Raw genomic sequence first — 17,347 nt, forward strand, 5'->3', positions numbered from 1 at the left:
AAAGAAGCCTCTTTGCAAGGGCAAAAAGGCTTCGTGTATTTTTATGCAGTTTTTTGAACAGTATCATCGAATTCTTTTTCAATCTCATCCGATGGTTTTGCAGTCAATAAGCTCACGATAAAAATCGCAATAGCACAAGCGATGAATCCCGGGATAATTTCATAAATCGCATCAAGCGCTTTAAATTGATCCCAGACGATAACAGTAACGGCACCGACAACCATTCCGGCAAGGGCTCCCCATTTTGTCATGCGCCTCCAGTAAAGGCTTAGAAGCACAACCGGTCCAAACGCTCCTCCAAATCCTGCCCACGCATACCCTACAAGGCTAAGGATCGTTTTATTTGGATTTAAAGCAAGGAGAAGCGCGATAAGCGAGACGCCTAAAACAGCCAATCTTCCAACAAGGACAAGCTCTTTATCGGATGCAGATTTACGGATAAACGCTTTGTAAAAGTCTTCCGTCAACGCGCTTGAAGTCACTAACAATTGTGAAGAAATCGTACTCATAACCGCCGCTAAAATCGCCGCAAGTAAAAATCCCGTAATGAGCGGATGGAACAAAATATCCGATAATTGAATAAATACGGTTTCCGGATTATTCAACTTTCCGTGTTTCATATTAAAATAGGCAATGCCGATAAGGCCGGTAAACATCGCTCCTACGATCGAGAAGATCATCCAGCCCATCCCGATCCGGCGTGCGCTTTTAATTTCTTTCGTTGATTTAATCGCCATAAAGCGGACGATAATATGCGGCTGGCCGAAATAGCCGAGCCCCCATGCAAGCAACGAAATAATGCCAATAACGCTTGTCCCTCTAAAGGCATCTAGCAGTTTCGGATCAATGGAGTGAATTTCATGGAACGTTGTCGAAATACCGCCAACATGCAGGATCGTAACGACCGGCACTAATATTAAGGCGATAAACATGATCGTTCCTTGAACGAAGTCTGTCCAACTAACGGCAAGGAAGCCGCCAAATAACGTGTATAAAATGACGACACTTGCTGTAATCCAAATGCCCCATCTGTAATCTAGTCCAAATGCGGTTTTGAATAGTTCCCCGCCGGATACCATTCCGGATGACGTGTAAAATGTAAAAAATACAAAAATGACTAATGCTGAAGTCACCCGTAAAATCTTCGACCCGTCTTTAAAACGATTGTCAAAATAATCAGGTATTGTTATGGAGTTGTTTGCCACTTCTGAATACGTACGTAATCTTGGCGCGACAAAGAGCCAGTTTAAGTAAGCACCCGTACAAAGTCCGACAACGATCCAGCCTGCACTTAACCCCTGGGCATACATCGCGCCAGGCAATCCCATCAACAGCCAGCCGCTCATGTCCGAAGCTCCTGCACTTAATGCAGTAACTGCCGGCCCGAGCCCCCGTCCGCCGAGCATATAATCCGTCAAGTTACTCGTTCTGCGGTATGCAAAATAGCCAATTAAGAGCATACCAGCCATATAGATTCCAATGGATATAAATACTCCGATCTCCATTCGTACTCCCCCTTTTGCAATTCTTGTTGAAATTTGTGACAAATTATCGAAAGTGCTTACATTTGTATTATATAGTATCTTTATAGTTTTGGTTGTATTTTTATTATTCTGAATATAAAATAACGGTTAGCCAATTTTTTATAGGCTAACCGTTATTTTATTGAAGTTCATATTTTTCCAATTTGCGGTAAAGCGTTGCTAAACTTATATTTAGCTTTTTGGCGGCTTCGGCCTTCTCAATACTTGCAGCGTTTTTCGGCACGAACTTAACCAGTATGTTTCGTTCATATTGAGAAAGGAGTTCTGTTAAACTCGTTGTGCCCCTTTCCCTGTTGCAATATTTTTCTGCCTCTAACTGCATATCATCCGGCAAATCGTCAAAATCAAGCAATCCGGACTCATTCATATTGATCATATATTCAACTACATTTTCTAACTGCCTGATATTTCCTGGCCAGTCATAATTCATTAGCCATTGTTCTAGCCAAACGTTGATTTCCGGTACTTGTCGATTTAAAAGGATGCTATATTTATTGATAAAATGTGAAAGAAGCATCGGAATGTCGTTCAATCGTTCCCGAAGCGGAATCATTGTAAACGGAAGAACGTTAATCCGATAGTATAAATCTTCGCGAAAACGCCCTTCTTTTACCATTTTCTCCAGATTTTTATTAGTCGCGGCCATCACTCTTGCATGAACCGGGAGCAATTGATTTCCTCCAACCTTCTCGAAACATTTCTCTTGCAAGACCCGCAAAAGCTTCGGCTGGACCGATAGAGGAAGATCACCGATTTCATCGAGGAAAATCGTTCCGCTACCCGCCAATTCGAATTTCCCCGGTTTCCCGTTGCGGTTCGCCCCGGTAAAGGCTCCCCCTTCATAGCCGAACAATTCACTTTCAATTAATTGTTCAGGAATCGCTCCACAGTTAACTGAAATGAACGGCTGTTTCGCCCGCTTGCCATTATAATGGATCGCCTGTGCAAGCATTTCTTTTCCCGTTCCATTTTCTCCGCGTATAAGAACGGTTGAAGGACTATCCGCTATTTTCTTAGCTTTTTTGATTATCGCGAGCAATTTTTCATTCGTGCCTATAATGGAATCGAAAGTATACGGCTTTTTATAATTTTCCGCTTCATGCACGAGGCAATCTTCAGGCTCGTTGATCTCTTGCAGCATTAATTTATTTTCCAACAACGAACTAATGTTTTGCAAAAAGTTGGACAAGCTGCTTGAATGTTCCACGATCATTTTTCGTTGTGTCGGTGTAAAACCAATAAACCCGATTACCCCTATTGATCTTCCGTTTTTATAAATTGGAAAGCCGATCGTCGCAAGCTCTGTGCACTGTTCATTGAATATGCAGTTGCTGCACTTATCTCCATTTTCTCTCCTGTCAAAAATCATGCCCGGCTTTCCGGTTTTTAAAATCGTTTCAAAAAAAGAGCCGCTGGGCACACGCTTTCCAATAAGCTGGCGATGGAAACCAGTCCCACTAATGCGAATATTGTTTTCATCAATGATTGAAACATCAAGTCCTGCGATTTTCGCTATATTATCCGCACATTCCTGGGCGAAATCCTGTATTTTAGCAATGCTTGACATCTTATCACCTGCCGTTACCCTTTTAAAAATGACTCATTATTAAAAGTCTAACGCAGATAAAGACATTCGTAAATCGTCAATAATATCCTCCGTATCTTCCAATCCGGTAGACAGGCGAATCAATCCGCCGCAAATTCCAAAATGCACGCGCTCTTCTTCAGGGATAGACGAATGGGTCATAGATGCAGGATGCTGCACAAGCGTTTCCGGGTCACCAAGGCTAAAAGAGATCATCGCAAGCTGCAATGAATTAATAACTGTACATGCCGCTTCATATCCGCCTTTAACGATAAACGATACAATTCCACCAAAATCTTTCATTTGCCGTTTCGCGAGATCATGTTGCGGATGAGATGGTAAGCCCGGATAATAAACGTGTTCAATCGCCGGATGGTTTTCAAGGAACTGTGCGACTTTTAAAGCGCTCCGGCAATGCTGGCGGACACGAAGCCCCAGCGTTTTCAAACCGCGAAGGATTAGAAACGAATCCCACGCATTTAAATGCTGGCCTAAATCTCCCATGACATGTTTTCTCATGAATTCAATATCATCAAATTTACCGACGATAAAGCCTGCAAGGACGTCTCCATGGCCGTTTAAATATTTTGTCGCGCTATGAACGACAACATCGGCGCCGAAATCCAGCGGCTTTTGCAAGTACGGCGACATGAACGTATTGTCTACAATTACCGTTAACTGATAGCGATGGGCCAGATCAGACAAGGCTTGAATGTCCAACACCGTCAGGCACGGATTGGACGGCGTTTCAATATATAATACTTTTGTGTTCGGCTGAATCGCTCTTTCCACTTTCGCAAGATCCGTACAATCGACAAAATCAATCGAAATACCGAACCGGGGCGCAAGTGATGTTGTGAATTTATGCGTTCCGCCATATACATCTTTTGTAACGAGAGCATGATCACCGTTTTTTAAAAAGGCAAGCAAAGCCGTTGAAATAGCCGCCATACCGCTCGATACCCCAAGCGCTGCTTCGCCATTTTCCAGTAGCGCTACTTTCTCCTCAACCGTTTTCGTTGTCGGATTTCCATAGCGGCCGTAATATACACCTTGATCTTCACCGGAAACAACAGCGCACGCTTCGTCCGTGCTTCCAAAAGCATAAGCGACAGCCGGCACGATCGGCGAGGCGACGGCCCTTGTATTCCGGCAAGGCTCTTGAGCTGCATGGATGATCGTTGTGTCCATATTCCATTTCCGTTTTACAGTTGTATTCATAAAAAAAATCCCCCTATTCATCTCTGCAATTCGCATGAAATTTCTAGTTTCATACCAATTGCAAAAAACATGCCAACGGAAAAACAGTTGATTTCGGGGGATAACATCTACTTCATTCTCAATTTTGAAAAGAGAAAAAGCGGAATGACCTTGCTTTTTCTCAAAGTTGATAAACGGATTACCATTTATAATGCCAAAACATTTCTTGAGAAACCCATTTCATAATATCGGGTTCCTGAGGTGTTCCATTCTCCCAGCTTGAAATCATTCCTTCTGTTTGCGAACGATGGGCTTTAATCGCTGCGATTTTGATATCAACAACATCACTGACATCATTGACGACGTCCGGATTACCGAGCGCTGTCAGCCGGTTTTTCGTAATCGCATGGCAATATAATGTCGGTCTTTCATTCTCCGGCAGACGTCCGACCGCCGTGATTGTTGCGAGCCCACAAGCATCATGATCAGGATGCACACCGTGGCCGGGGTAATGAGTAATAATCAATGAAGGGTTAAGCTCCTGTATAATTTCAAAAATGCTGTCAGCAACGACTTCCACATCTTCAAATTCTAACGTTTTATCGCGAAAGCCTAAACGGCGTAAATCTTTTATTCCTAATATTTTGCATGCTTCTTCTAATTCTTTTTTTCGGATCGCAGGCAGCGTTTCACGGTTAGCAAAAAACGGCTTCCCCATATTTCTGCCCATTTCACCCAGGGTTGCGCACGCATAGGTGACAGGAACCCCTTTTTGGGTGAATTGAGCAATCGTTCCAGCTGAACCAAACGCTTCGTCATCCGGGTGCGGCAATACGACTAATACGTGGCGTTCCATATTCATTTCCTCCTTCATTCGCTTAAAATGGTTGGTCACTTAATTGCAAGGCAACTGTTAGCCTTCCTTCTCCGTCATGGCCAGCAAGCAGCAATCTATTCTGTTCATCCAGTTCCCAATCGGTCAATCCTTCTGCGTAAATCCAGCCATGTTCCATTTTCAGCCCGACGCGGTACGGACCATTGCCGACAATGCTGCCTCTTGAAAACCGAACGACACTGTTTCGAATATATGCCCCGACGGTTAAATTCTTTTCATTGTGGAAAGACGCATACGCACCATTTGTCGTTTCAAGATGTATATAAAGATTTTTATTGACCAATTTGTCAAGTACGTCCTGCACTTCTTGTTTTACAATTGGCTTCATGTAAGAACCCCCTTTATTCGCTTATGTACTTCTTTATTTACTTCATTGTTCATTATACCACTTAAGTCACTTACAAATCGTTAGGAATGCTCACACGTAATAGTATCCCGGATAATTAGAAAAAGATTGCCTCCCGGGCAATCTTTTTCTATGTTTATTTTTCAATGTCCTTAACTCCAAGGTAAATGGTGTTAAACAATTCCTCAATGTCTTCTTCTTCGATGCAGGAGAAGGCGACACGTAGATCCGTTTCGCCAAGGGCAATCGTTCCTACTCCGTACTTTTCAAGCAAATGAACCCTGAGTGACTCGGCATCGACCGTCTTTAACTTGAGGCACATGAAATAGCCTGAATTAAAAGGATAATAGTCCCATGCATCATCAAATTTACCGCTGTCGAGCAAGCGCTTGACGGCGTTTGCCCTTCCCTTCATAATGTTGAACTTTTCTTGTTTTTGATCATTGAATTCAGGCGACTGCAGCGCACGCAAGACGAACGTTTGTGAAGGATGCGGACCGCTTGAGATCGTCGCACGGATCATCCCTGTCGCTTTCTGTTCCAATGCATTTAATAATGCATCGCTTTGTCCGGCAAATGTAATGAAGCCGACGCGAAATCCCCAAATATACTCTTCCTTTGTTGCACCGTCCACTTTTATGGCCAATACGCGAGGGTGCAAGTCACTTAAAGCGCCAAAAAGGGATTCGTGAAGCGTATCTTCAAAGAAAAGGCTAAAATAGGCATCATCTGTTACCGCGACAATGTTAATTCCTGCCTCGGCTCCATCTTTAATAGCGGAAACGATTTGCCTTCCCTCCTCCACACCTGGCGTATACCCTGTTGGATTGTTCGGGAAATTCAATATAACAATCGCTTTCCCTTTATCTTTTTGCGCTAAAATGGCCTGACGGAGACCTTCAGCATTAAATTTGTTTTCTTCGTTATAGAGAGGGTATTCAACAATGTTGGCCCCTCTGCGAATGCCGAATGTCAGTTCATAGTTTTCCCAGTTTTTATCCGGGATGATGAGGCTATCACCGCTATCCGCAAAAAGGTCAGCGACCACGCTAAGCCCGTGGGTAAGGGCATTCGTTGCAATTGGAGTGCCAAACTTCTTGCCTTCAAGCGAAGGATTTTCCTCGATCATTTTTTTGCGCCATGCCGTTCTCAACCCGGGCTTTCCTGCCGGCGGGGCATATTCATAAATGTCTTTTGGCGAATAAGAAGACAACGTATCTTGAAACACTTTTAAGTGCATCGGCTCGTTATTTTCAAGGGCGATGCCGATCGTTGCGTTATATTTTGTCGCTTTCGCTTTCGCTTCAGCCGACTGGCTTAAAATCCCTTCTTTCGGAAAATAGATTTTTTTCCCTAAATCCGAAAGCATTGCATAAACATGGGGATTTTCTTGCTCAATTGTTTCATTCAACTTTTTGGCGAGTGTTTGCATCGTTGGTTTCTCCATTCCTCTCGAATTATTTTTGTAATCTATCATACCAAAAATGGCTGGTAAATGTACGCTATTTTTTAAATTTTACTTCGAAATTGAAATTATTTTTCCCTCGGCTAACTCCAAAAGGTATTGAAGCATTTCCTTATTTGAGAGTAACGCTTTTCCGCCACCTTGAGCAATTTTCATGCTTCCGCCGCCTTTGCCTTCAATTTTATTGAGGGCCTGCTTCACGATTTCGTTCATATTAATTTTAACATTTTTCCCGCGGGCGCCAATCAATTGCATTCGCTCTCCGGTTGTTGTAACAAAAAGGACGAGTGCCGAATCGTCTAATTCAACAATTTGGTTGGCTAGCGTCTGAAGCTCCTTCATTTCCCTTCCACCAAAAGAAGAGGTTATGAACTTTATATGATTTCGAGAAAGACTTTGTTCGATTAATTTTTCAGCTTCAAATCGCATAAGCTGCGTCGTCGCTTCTTTCAGCGATTTCTCTAGTTCATTATTCGTACCTAGCAACCGATGGAGTTGGGACACTACATCTTGTTCACCACACGTAAGCACCTTGCACGCCTCATGCAAAATCATTTGCTTTTCATGCATGACATTTACTGCCCGCATCCCGCAAACAAAATATAGTCGGGTATGCTGTTTATGGCGTTCCCATTTAATAATTTTGACGGGACCAACCTCACCCGTTTGTTTTGGATGCGTTCCCCCGCAAGCGTTATAGTCGAAGTCGTCAATGATGACAAGCCGGATGTTATCATTAACTGAAGGGGGCTTTCTTAACGGGAATTTAGCAATCTCCTTCCTGTCAATCCAGCGGGTGTTAATCGAACGGTTTTCAAAGACGATTTTATTCGCGAGCATTTCGGCTTCGAAAGACGTCTCAGGCAACAGTTCATGAACGTCCAAATCAATGGTGACGAATTCCTTACCGAGGTGAAACGCGATCGTCTTCATCCCGAATAATTCATCAAAAGCGGCAGAAAGTAGATGTTGACCGGCATGTTGCTGCATATGGTCAAACCTTCTCTCCCAGTCTATTTCGCCAATGATTTCATTTAGTGGCTCGATCTTGTTTTCTACGTAGTGGCGGATTTCCCCATCGATTTCTTCAACATTGTTGACCCGGACGCCGTTAATAGCTCCTATGTCACACGGTTGCCCGCCACCGGTCGGATAAAATGCGGTCTTTTCTAAAACAACATAGCGATGTCCGTTTTCATCTACATCTTGTTCAATAACAGATGAAGTGAATGTTTTCAAATAGGCATCTTTATAAAATAGTTTTTCCGTCATTTTAATCTCCTGATATAAGTTAGTCTCTTCTATTTTATATTAAAAAAATAGAAAGACAAAGAGACGGACAGATCGACCCTCATTAACGTTCAAAAACATACGTTTCTGGAGAAATTCCGGAAATGAACGGGGTCAATTCACCAGTGAAAAAAATATGCAATTCATGCATGGCCCTCGTACACGCTGTATAAAATAGCTTTCTCTCACTTTCTTTTCCATATTGTCCTTTTGTGGCATTGTAAATGATGACGGCATCGAATTCAACGCCTTTTGCAAGATAAGCTGGAACGACAACCGTACCGGTTTCAAAAGAGGTCGTCTCTTTGCTAATTAAACGCAACGATGCCTCACCCTTTAATGAAGCGAAGGCTTCCTTACTTTCGGAGGCGGTTTTGCAAATGATCGCAATTGTTTGGTGTCCCGCTTCTTTCAACTCAGCAATCCGTTTTCTTATCTTTTCCGTTAAGTCTTTCGCATTTTCTGCTTTCGCTACGGTCGGTTTGCTTCCTTCCCTATTAAATGGATCGATCCGTTGCCCACCATCGATCATTCTTCGCGTGAACTCCACGATCGGCTTCGTTGAGCGATAGCTCCGGTTCAATACAATTGTTTCCGTCTGCTCTTTTCCGAACAATTCTACTAAAGCAGCAAACCCTCCGCCATTTGAATGGGCATGTATAGACTGATTGACATCGCCAAGAACAGTCATCTTGCTTCTCGGAAAGAGATGTTTAATAAATGCGAATTGGAATGGAGAGTAGTCCTGCGCTTCGTCAATGAAAACGTGGCGAACGGAGTTGTTCGTATGAAAGCCTTCAATTTTCTCTTTTAAGTACAAATATGGTGTCGCATCCTCATAACTTAGCTGGCTACGATTTAAATTTCTGATCGTTTGTAAGCAAATTTCCTCCCAATACTCAGGGATGTAATCGCAAAGGAAGGTTTTACCCATCGTGAACAGTTGTTTATAGATGGAAGGAATATCAACAAATCCGAGTTTTTTCACACTCGAGCGCAACCGTTTAAAAGCCCGCCCGACAACCATTTTGGCAAGAAAGTTTTGTTCACGTTCAAAATCATCGAACGAATTTTCCGTATACTGTTTCTTGCTTTGCAGTTTCTGAAAGGCTTCCAAGTAATCTTCCCTTTCAAGAAGCTGTATTTCCTCTTCTACCCAGGGCATTTTCCTTTCATGCCGCGCGAGTTCTGTTAGCTCTTTCAACAGCTGTTTTGTAACGATTTCCAGCCGATTGGGTATAGGTAGCTTTAAATCGAGTTCGTAAAATTTTTCCTGAATCGATGCTGCCGGAATAAGAATCCGGTCCCGAAACGTAATGTCTTTAAAGATCATTTTTTCTTTTTGGAGAGCCTCGATATATCGGTCAATAACATGCATAAAGTCAAGTGACGCTTTATATTTTATCCCTTCAAGCCGAACCATATAGTCAGGTTCGTTTAAAGGAGTGAGCGTATATTCCATTTGAGTGAAAGGATCCTCCAGTTGAAAGGTTTTCCCAACCCGAAAGCGTAAATACTCTTGAAAAGTGGTTTGCTGCATGTTCTCCTCTCCAAGCTCAGGAAGAACAGTTGATACATAACTGTTGAACATTTCGTTCGGTGAAAATAGAACAATATTATCAGCTGTAATCGTGTCGCGATACCGGTATAACAAGTAGGCAACCCGCTGCAGCGCCGCCGAAGTTTTGCCGCTTCCCGCCGCGCCCTGAACGATCAAAAGGCGGCTTTTTTCATTCCGTATGATTTGGTTTTGCTCTTTTTGAATAGTGGCGACAATGTTTTTCATACTTGAATCAGAATGTTTTCCTAGAACTTCTTGCAATAATTCATCACCGATCGTTACACTCGTATCAAACATGCTTTCAATTTGGCCGCTCTTAATGATAAATTGACGTTTTAGGTTCATCGTCCCTGTAACATGGCCGCCAGGTGTTTCATATTCTACTTGCCCGACGGAGTAATCATAATAAAGGCTTGAGATCGGGGCACGCCAATCGTAGATAAGGAACTGTTCAGTAGCTTCGTCATAAAACGAACCGATGCCAAGATAGATTTGTTCTTCGCGCGACTCATTCTCCTCTTTAAAATCAATACGCCCGAAATACGGAGATTGCTTCAGCCGCTTCAATAGCTTAAGTTGATCATTTGCATGGCCGAATCTGCGCTCCCGTTCTGCAAGCATTTCCGTTTGTTGTTTAATGCTTGTGTAAGTTTCTAATGTTTCCGTTGGATTATCGAAATTGACGGTCACATCGTTCCAGAAATTTTTGCGAATGGTTACGATAGTAGATTTCACATCCGAAACATCACGGTCTAATAGTTGAATCTCTTTATCAATTTTATCAGTTACAAGATCGACTCTTTGTTGTTCTTTTTTCCATTCCTGTCCAGCCTTACTCATAACATCTCTCCCTTTTAAAAAAAAATGATTATAACAGTTGACTCAGGCAAAAGTTTGTGTTATAGTATTAATTGGGTAAATATGATTTTTATCTTTAAAAAAACGATGACTATCCGTTATCTTATCATAGCTTTCTGTAAATTTCAATACATAAAAAAAGAAGGCGATTTCAGTGATGCGAAATCGCTTTCTTTTTTTAAAACCATTTTAATAGGTGACACCAACCTAGGAGGCTTCGGTTTCTAGTTGGTTCTTCCTTGATTGACTGAAGAAGGCTCCTGAAAAAGTATGAAAATTCAAACATATATTTAACAGTACGGCAACAAGACATGCTGAGAACATTCCATTTTCAAATAATATTTTTACGATCCACGGCATTTGTTTAAATACTTCTGGTTGAAAATTAGACCCTACTCCTACTGCGATGCTTGTCCCTACAATTAAAGTGTTATGGTTTCCTGAATAGTTCACCTTTGAAAGAATGGATATTCCTGCAGAAATAACCATTCCAAATATGGCAAGCATTGCTCCCCCGCGAACACAAGCAGGGATGATCGTGATCATAGCCGAAAATTTCGGCAGAAAACTCAAAACGATAAGTATACATCCAGTAGTTATAGGAACGAACCGGCTTTTTACTCCGCTTAGTGACATTACACCAATGTTTTCATTTAAATATGCATGAGGTACAGAGTTAAATATCCCCGATATGATTTGACCGACTGCCTGGCCCCTTAATCCATTAATGGCCGTTTTGTCTGATGTGGCCGTTCCGCATACTTCATCTAACACCGAATACGCACCGACACATTGAATTAAATTAATTAAACAGAATATCGACATTGTCATAATGGCGCTTACATTAAACTCTGGCATCCCAAAATGGAACGGAGAGACAACCTGCAACCATTTTGCTTCAAAAACCGGACTGAAGTTGATCATTCCAGTAACGAATGACAAAATTGTTCCTACCATTACTCCAATAAGGATAGACATTGTTTTTAAAAACCCCTTACAGAACTTATGAAGCAAGATAACTAATGCTAAAACAATTGTTCCGATTAACAGATTAGTAGATGAACCATAATTCGGAGAACCCTCTCCGTCTGCAAAGTCTTTAAACGCCACAGGAGCAAGTGTTATACCCATTATCGTAATAAATGATCCTGTGACGACTTTTGGAAAAAATACGAGAATCTTATTAAGGAAAAATGATAAAATTAAAATAAATATTCCGGATCCGATTACCGAACCGAAAAGCGCAGGCAAACCATACTGTTTTCCGATAACGATCATCGGACCAAGCGTAATGAAAGATGACCCCATCACTAACGGAAGTTTTGAGCCAACTCCTTTTCCGATTCCAATTACTTGAATTAAGATAGCCAATCCACTCGTAAGAAAAATGGCAGAAACTAAATAGGCAAGGCTTTTTGAATCAAGTCCGATAGCACTACCTACTATGACTGGAACCATAAATGATCCTACCATTGTCAGAAGGTGTTGAAGCCCCAGCGGCAGCAATTTTGGTAGAGCCAGTTTTTCATCAAAGACAGCGGTTACATTGTTCGTATTATTTGTTTTCATCATTAGCCTCCTAAAATTGATTGAACCCAAAACATAAGTCGCAACAACATTCGTAACCTATCACCAGTATTGCACTTAAACTAAGATGAGATCTTGCCCTTATATTTCTGTGTAATTTTAAATCGTTTTTTTAGTGTTGCTTATCACAAAACTCCGTTTCTAAAAATAATTAAAAAAACTGAAACTAATTTTTATAAAATAAAAATGATGCCTTGATTAAAAAAACTTTAATCCAACAGAAGTTTCCCCCTTCCCATAACGTTGCTTATTACAAAACGTTGTTTCAATATTTATTTAAAAAAACATTCCATTATGAATATCCGTACTATTTTGACTAAAATGCAATACTGAAGCATGATGGAATTATTATAATGTATTTTAGCAAAATTCTCAACATTCACACGAAAGTTTTTTATATTTTTCCGAACAAAGTTGCAATGGCAATTTTGTTCGGAAATTTATATTTTAGTTTACATAATTTTATTATTGAAATCTTTTTAGTTACATTTCTTCAGGCGCGTTGATGCCTAGTAGCCTTAATCCTTCTTGGAGCACGACTGTCGTTGCATATACGAGAGCCAGTCGCTCTTCTTTTAATGAGTTATTTTCCAAAATTCTTACCGTTCCATAATATTTGTTAAAGCTCTGGGCAAGGTTGATTAAATGTTTGGCGATCAATGAAGGGTTGAATTGTTCGAACGCTTTTTGAATTACATCCGGAAATTCGCGTATTAAAGTCACGATCGGCCATCCGGCCTCATCCTGGATGGTTAATCCGGTTTCCGGCTTTGAAAACTCTCCTTTTTTCAGCAACGTGCACGCCCTTGCATGTGTATATTGAAGATAAGGGCCTGTTTCCCCTTCAAATTTCAACATATGTTCCAACGAAAACTCGACATCATTGATTCGTTCATTTTTCAAATCATGGAAAATGACAGCTCCGACACCAACTTGATGGGCAGTCGCCTCCTTATTCGCAAGGGATGGATTCTTTTCTTCGATATTTTTTTCTGCTAAACGGATCGCCTCTTTTAACACTTCATCCAATAAAACAATCTTCCCTTTACGCGTTGACATTTTCTTGCCGTTTTTAAGAATCATGCCAAAAGGAATATGCTCAATATTTTTTGCCCATTCATAACCCATTTTTTGCAAAACGGCTTTCAGCTGCGCAAAGTGGAGCGACTGCTCTCTACCGACAACATATAGTGATTTTGCAAATTGATAATGGTTCTTTCGGTAAATGGCTGCCGCTAAATCACGTGTCGCGTACAGTGTCGTTCCATCCGATTTTTTAATTAAACACGGAGGCAAATTCTCCTCCTCTAACCGAACAACTAACGCTCCATCTGATTCCTCCAATAGATTTTTCGCCATTAGCTCTTCGACGACGGGTTCCATTTTGTCGTTATAAAAAGCTTCGCCATTATACGAATCAAATGAAATTCCAAGAAGATCATACGTTTTAGAGAATTCCTTCAACGATTCTTCGCGGAACCACTTCCATAATGCAGTTGCTTCTTCATCTTTGTTTTCTAATTTTTTAAACCACTCTCTTCCTTCATCCACTAACGATGGATTTAATTCCATTTCTTCATGGAACCTTACATAGAGCTTCGTTAATTCTTTAATCGGGTTCGCTTTTACCGTTTCCTCGTCTCCCCATTTTTTATAGGCGACCATCAATTTCCCGAATTGCGTTCCCCAGTCTCCTAGATGGTTAATGCCGACTACTTGATATCCGCATTTTTTAGAAATGTTGGAGATGGCGTTGCCGATGACGGTAGAACGTAAATGCCCCATTGAAAATGGCTTCGCGATGTTCGGCGAGGAAAGATCGATTGTAATCGTTTGCCCTTCGCCGAAGGTTTGGTTTCCAAATGCGTTTTCTTTGCGCAATACCTCCTGGATCGTCTCAGTCATGACCAATTGTTTATTCAGAAATACGTTCACATACCCGCCTGCCGCTTCCACTTTTTCAAAAAGCGGATCGTTGATTTGACCGGCAATGTGACTTGCAATGGCCTGCGGAGACTTTTTCATAGTTTTCGCCAACGGAAAGCAAGGAAATGCAAAATCGCCGAGCTCTTGATTTTTCGGTTTTTCTATCATATTTAGGATGTCTTTTTCATTGATCGACTCTCCAATAACAGTTGATAGTGCGTTTTCAAATTTTTCCTTATACATTAATATTTTCCTCCTTAACCTAAAAAAATCCCGCCTCAGAAAGAGACGAGATGAATTTACCCGCGGTACCACTCTTGTTGTTCCAATATTTGAAACCGGCTTACATATGATAACGGGATGTCCCGGCATGCTCTACTACTATAATGTTCAAGCAAGCATCTCAAAAGTCCGTTTCACTTTAAGGCTTGTACCGGGCTTCCACCTTCCCCGATTCGCTAAAAACAAATCCAAAAAGCTACTCTCTTTTTCATCGATATTGATTTTAATTTTATTTTTCATTGAAATAGCAGCATCTTATTACTATGATAGAGAAAGGTACGTTAAGAATCAATAGGTTTTTGAGAAAGTTCTCTCATTTTTTTGACAACTATAGAAGTTGGTGTGTTCATGGAACAAAATATATTGCATTTTATCCAGCAATTCGAATATATCGGAATATTCCTTGCGCTTGCATTAGGTATTCTTGGACTTCCCATACCTGACGAAGCGTTAATGACTTTTGCTGGCTATCTCGTTTATAAGAATATGATGTCGTATTTTTTAACCATTTTTATTTCGTCGATTGGTGCATTAACAGGGATTACAATTAGCTACTGGATCGGGAGGAGGTTCGGATTGCCTTTAATTACAAAATTCGGGCCAAAACTGCGAATTACCGAGGACAAGCTATTAAAAACCCAGGGCTTATTTCAAAAATACGGAACGTTGTTAATTGTGTTCGGTTATTTTATTCCGGGTATCCGGCATATTACGGCTTATCTGGCGGGAATTTCATCGATGTCATTTAAGAAATATGTCACTCTCGCCTATGCAGGAATTATGATATGGTGCGTTACTTTTGTGACACTTGGCAGAGAATTAGGAAAAAGATGGATGATTGTCGACGAATACGTCCATCGCTTTGCCATCGACGGAATTCTCTTGATTTTGTTCATCGCGATTATCTATTTCATCATTGTTAAAACGAAGAAAACTTACAGATAAGAATGAAGGCTGCTTCTTAGCAGCCTTCATTCTTATACTTTAACGGAATAATCCTATTGCCTTTCCTTGTCTCGTAGAGTCGGCTGCCCCTAGATAAAAATCAGGTTTGCGGAAAATTTGCATACTTTGAACATTTCCAATAGGCTGAGGCTTGCTGTTCCATTTATGTCCCCATTCTTCCAGCCGGTTCCGGGCTGCTTGCGGTATTCCTTCCTCCCAGTTTATGGTCGGATAGGAAGGGCTGAAAATTCTCGGTTCCTCAATTGCATCTTTTAAGTTCATATGATAATCAATAGAATTGATGATGGTTTGGACAACCGATGCGATAATCGTGCTTCCTCCCGGTGAGCCAACTGTCATCACCGGTTTTCCATCCTTAAAAATGATCGTCGGGCTCATGCTGCTCATCGGCCGTTTATTCGGTTGAACTTCATTTGCCCCACCTGGAACCGCGTCAAAGTCCGTCAGTTCATTATTTAAAAGGAATCCATAGCCAGGAACCATAATACCCGTTCCAAACTCTTGTTCAATCGTCGTCGTATAAGAAACTAGATTTCCCCATTTGTCAGCTACGGTAAAATGAGTAGTTTGGCCAATTTTTTTGTCATCCGGCTGTTTGACGATTGGTTGGCCGCCGTTTCCTTCCTGGAACTTCCATGGATCGCCGGGTTTAATGTCGCTGTTTGCTTTTTCGAATTGAATTTGGCTTCTTCGCTCATTAATATAGTCTGGATTCAGCATTCCTTTTGTCGGGACATCGACAAATTTCGGATCTCCGACATAAGCCCCCCTATCGGCATATGCAAGGTGCATTGCTTCAGTCAATAAATGGTACTTTTCCGGAGATCGGACACCGTACTGATTCAAATCATATCCTTCAAGGATGCTAAGAATCTGAAGAAGCGTAACTCCTCCTGAACTTGGCGGCGGCATCGAAGCGATTTCGTACCCGCGATATGTTCCTTTAATCGGTTGATCAATGGTGACATCATAATTTTTTAAGTCTTTCTTTGTCATGCTGCCATTATTTTTTTGGACAACAGAGGAAATGGCCTTTGCGATCTCACCATTATAAAATGCGTGTTGGCCATTTTTTCGGATAAGCTTGAAGGTTTTGGCAAGGTCTTTTTGGACGAGCACATCCCCTTCTTTTAATGGCTTTCCGTTTGGCAGAAAAATCTCTTTTGCAGCTGTTTTGGAAAGCTTGTCCTCATTTTCTTTGATCGCATCTGCCAACACCCAGTTCACTTTTACTCCTTTTTCAGCCATTCGGATGGATGGGTCTATAAGTTTTTTAAATGGAACAGTGCCCCATTTTTCATGGGCTTTGACTAATCCTTTCAGCGTTCCAGGAACGCCAACAGCTTTTCCGTCAGTCGATCGGACGGGAAATGGGATAACCTTTCCATTTTTATCGAGAAACATGTCAGGCTTTGCCCCGAGCGGAGCTTTTTCGCGGCTGTCAATAATCGTTATTTTATGATTTTTGGCTTCATAAACCATCATAAATCCGCCGCCACCAATCCCGGACATCATCGGTTCGTTTACATTTAAAGCAAACTGAATGGCGATGGCGGCATCGACTGCATTTCCGCCTTTTTTCAATACTTCAGCACCAACTTTGGAAGCGAGTGGATGGGAGGTTACGACCATTCCTTTCGTGCCGACGGCTACCTGGGAGTCAGTGATGTTTCTTTTTTCCTTCGCTTGAATGCTAGTAGGCGAATAATTAACTATCAAAATAGTTGTTAAGAGGATGACAAAAAATTGAAGAAACCTTTTATACATGAAATCCCTCCTTTTTAAAATACGTTATAGTAGAGTATTAATATTGTAAATAGTCTGGATTTATCAGGCTAAAAG

12 protein-coding genes and 1 other annotated feature are annotated in these 17,347 nt (G+C 41.4%); of the genes, 1 reads left to right on the top strand and 11 read right to left on the bottom strand.

The window, feature by feature from the left end; all coding sequences use genetic code 11:
- Window positions 1-41 precede the first annotated feature (41 nt).
- From putP to argS, 10 genes are all read right to left on the bottom strand, one after another.
- Window positions 42-1,505 (bottom strand): sodium/proline symporter PutP, encoded by a 1,464-nt coding sequence (gene putP / locus WD019_RS08890; RefSeq protein ID WP_425711246.1) that lies wholly within the window; start codon window positions 1,503-1,505, stop codon window positions 42-44.
- A 157-nt stretch (window positions 1,506-1,662) separates the two neighbouring features.
- Window positions 1,663-3,111, bottom strand: a complete 1,449-nt coding sequence (locus WD019_RS08895) for a sigma-54 interaction domain-containing protein (protein ID WP_425711247.1) — start codon at window positions 3,109-3,111, stop codon at window positions 1,663-1,665.
- 39 nt (window positions 3,112-3,150) lie between these two features.
- A complete protein-coding gene (locus WD019_RS08900) occupies window positions 3,151-4,350 on the bottom strand; it encodes a trans-sulfuration enzyme family protein (protein WP_425711248.1) in 1,200 nt (399 codons plus the stop codon).
- Window positions 4,351-4,528: 178 nt separating this feature from the next.
- Complete coding sequence (bshB2, locus tag WD019_RS08905; RefSeq protein ID WP_425711249.1) at window positions 4,529-5,185, bottom strand: bacillithiol biosynthesis deacetylase BshB2; 657 nt, start codon at window positions 5,183-5,185, stop codon at window positions 4,529-4,531.
- 22 nt (window positions 5,186-5,207) lie between these two features.
- A complete protein-coding gene (locus tag WD019_RS08910; protein ID WP_425711250.1) occupies window positions 5,208-5,552 on the bottom strand; it encodes a YojF family protein in 345 nt (114 codons plus the stop codon).
- Window positions 5,553-5,706: 154 nt separating this feature from the next.
- Window positions 5,707-7,002, bottom strand: coding sequence for an aminotransferase class I/II-fold pyridoxal phosphate-dependent enzyme (locus tag WD019_RS08915; RefSeq protein ID WP_425711298.1), 1,296 nt, complete (start codon window positions 7,000-7,002; stop codon window positions 5,707-5,709).
- An 84-nt stretch (window positions 7,003-7,086) separates the two neighbouring features.
- Complete coding sequence (locus tag WD019_RS08920) at window positions 7,087-8,340, bottom strand: alanyl-tRNA editing protein (protein WP_425711299.1); 1,254 nt, start codon at window positions 8,338-8,340, stop codon at window positions 7,087-7,089.
- 49 nt (window positions 8,341-8,389) lie between these two features.
- Window positions 8,390-10,726 (bottom strand): RNA polymerase recycling motor HelD, encoded by a 2,337-nt coding sequence (helD, locus tag WD019_RS08925; protein WP_425711251.1) that lies wholly within the window; start codon window positions 10,724-10,726, stop codon window positions 8,390-8,392.
- A gap of 225 nt (window positions 10,727-10,951) precedes the next feature.
- Window positions 10,952-12,316, bottom strand: coding sequence for a nucleobase:cation symporter-2 family protein (locus WD019_RS08930; RefSeq protein WP_425711252.1), 1,365 nt, complete (start codon window positions 12,314-12,316; stop codon window positions 10,952-10,954).
- 498 nt (window positions 12,317-12,814) lie between these two features.
- Window positions 12,815-14,500 carry an arginine--tRNA ligase gene (gene argS, locus WD019_RS08935; RefSeq protein WP_425711253.1) on the bottom strand — a complete coding sequence of 562 codons (1,686 nt, stop codon included), beginning with the start codon at window positions 14,498-14,500 and terminating at the stop codon, window positions 12,815-12,817.
- A 38-nt stretch (window positions 14,501-14,538) separates the two neighbouring features.
- Window positions 14,539-14,760, bottom strand: a binding site (T-box leader).
- 127 nt (window positions 14,761-14,887) lie between these two features.
- Between argS and WD019_RS08940 the strand changes: the two genes are divergently transcribed.
- Window positions 14,888-15,484 carry a DedA family protein gene (locus tag WD019_RS08940; RefSeq protein ID WP_026677667.1) on the top strand — a complete coding sequence of 199 codons (597 nt, stop codon included), beginning with the start codon at window positions 14,888-14,890 and terminating at the stop codon, window positions 15,482-15,484.
- Window positions 15,485-15,523: 39 nt separating this feature from the next.
- On the opposite strand, the gene ggt is transcribed toward WD019_RS08940, so the two are convergent.
- Window positions 15,524-17,272 carry a gamma-glutamyltransferase gene (gene ggt, locus WD019_RS08945; protein WP_425711254.1) on the bottom strand — a complete coding sequence of 583 codons (1,749 nt, stop codon included), beginning with the start codon at window positions 17,270-17,272 and terminating at the stop codon, window positions 15,524-15,526.
- Window positions 17,273-17,347 lie beyond the last annotated feature (75 nt).

This window comes from Fictibacillus sp. Mic-4 (assembly GCF_049843615.1).
Taxonomy (GTDB): Bacteria; Bacillota; Bacilli; order Bacillales; family Fictibacillaceae; genus Fictibacillus_A; species Fictibacillus_A gelatini.

What these genes read in the sequence shown, in the direction of transcription:
- WD019_RS08900 (WP_425711248.1), bottom strand. Translation starts at nt 4,350, where the DNA reads ATGAATACAACTGTAAAACGGAAATGGAATATGGACACAACGATCATC.
- bshB2 (WP_425711249.1), bottom strand. Translation starts at nt 5,185, where the DNA reads ATGGAACGCCACGTATTAGTCGTATTGCCGCACCCGGATGACGAAGCG.
- helD (WP_425711251.1), bottom strand. Translation starts at nt 10,726, where the DNA reads ATGAGTAAGGCTGGACAGGAATGGAAAAAAGAACAACAAAGAGTCGAT.
- WD019_RS08910 (WP_425711250.1), bottom strand. Translation starts at nt 5,552, where the DNA reads ATGAAGCCAATTGTAAAACAAGAAGTGCAGGACGTACTTGACAAATTG.
- putP (WP_425711246.1), bottom strand. Translation starts at nt 1,505, where the DNA reads ATGGAGATCGGAGTATTTATATCCATTGGAATCTATATGGCTGGTATG.
- WD019_RS08895 (WP_425711247.1), bottom strand. Translation starts at nt 3,111, where the DNA reads ATGTCAAGCATTGCTAAAATACAGGATTTCGCCCAGGAATGTGCGGAT.
- argS (WP_425711253.1), bottom strand. Translation starts at nt 14,500, where the DNA reads ATGTATAAGGAAAAATTTGAAAACGCACTATCAACTGTTATTGGAGAG.
- WD019_RS08930 (WP_425711252.1), bottom strand. Translation starts at nt 12,316, where the DNA reads ATGATGAAAACAAATAATACGAACAATGTAACCGCTGTCTTTGATGAA.
- WD019_RS08915 (WP_425711298.1), bottom strand. Translation starts at nt 7,002, where the DNA reads ATGCAAACACTCGCCAAAAAGTTGAATGAAACAATTGAGCAAGAAAAT.
- ggt (WP_425711254.1), bottom strand. Translation starts at nt 17,272, where the DNA reads ATGTATAAAAGGTTTCTTCAATTTTTTGTCATCCTCTTAACAACTATT.
- WD019_RS08940 (WP_026677667.1), top strand. Translation starts at nt 14,888, where the DNA reads ATGGAACAAAATATATTGCATTTTATCCAGCAATTCGAATATATCGGA.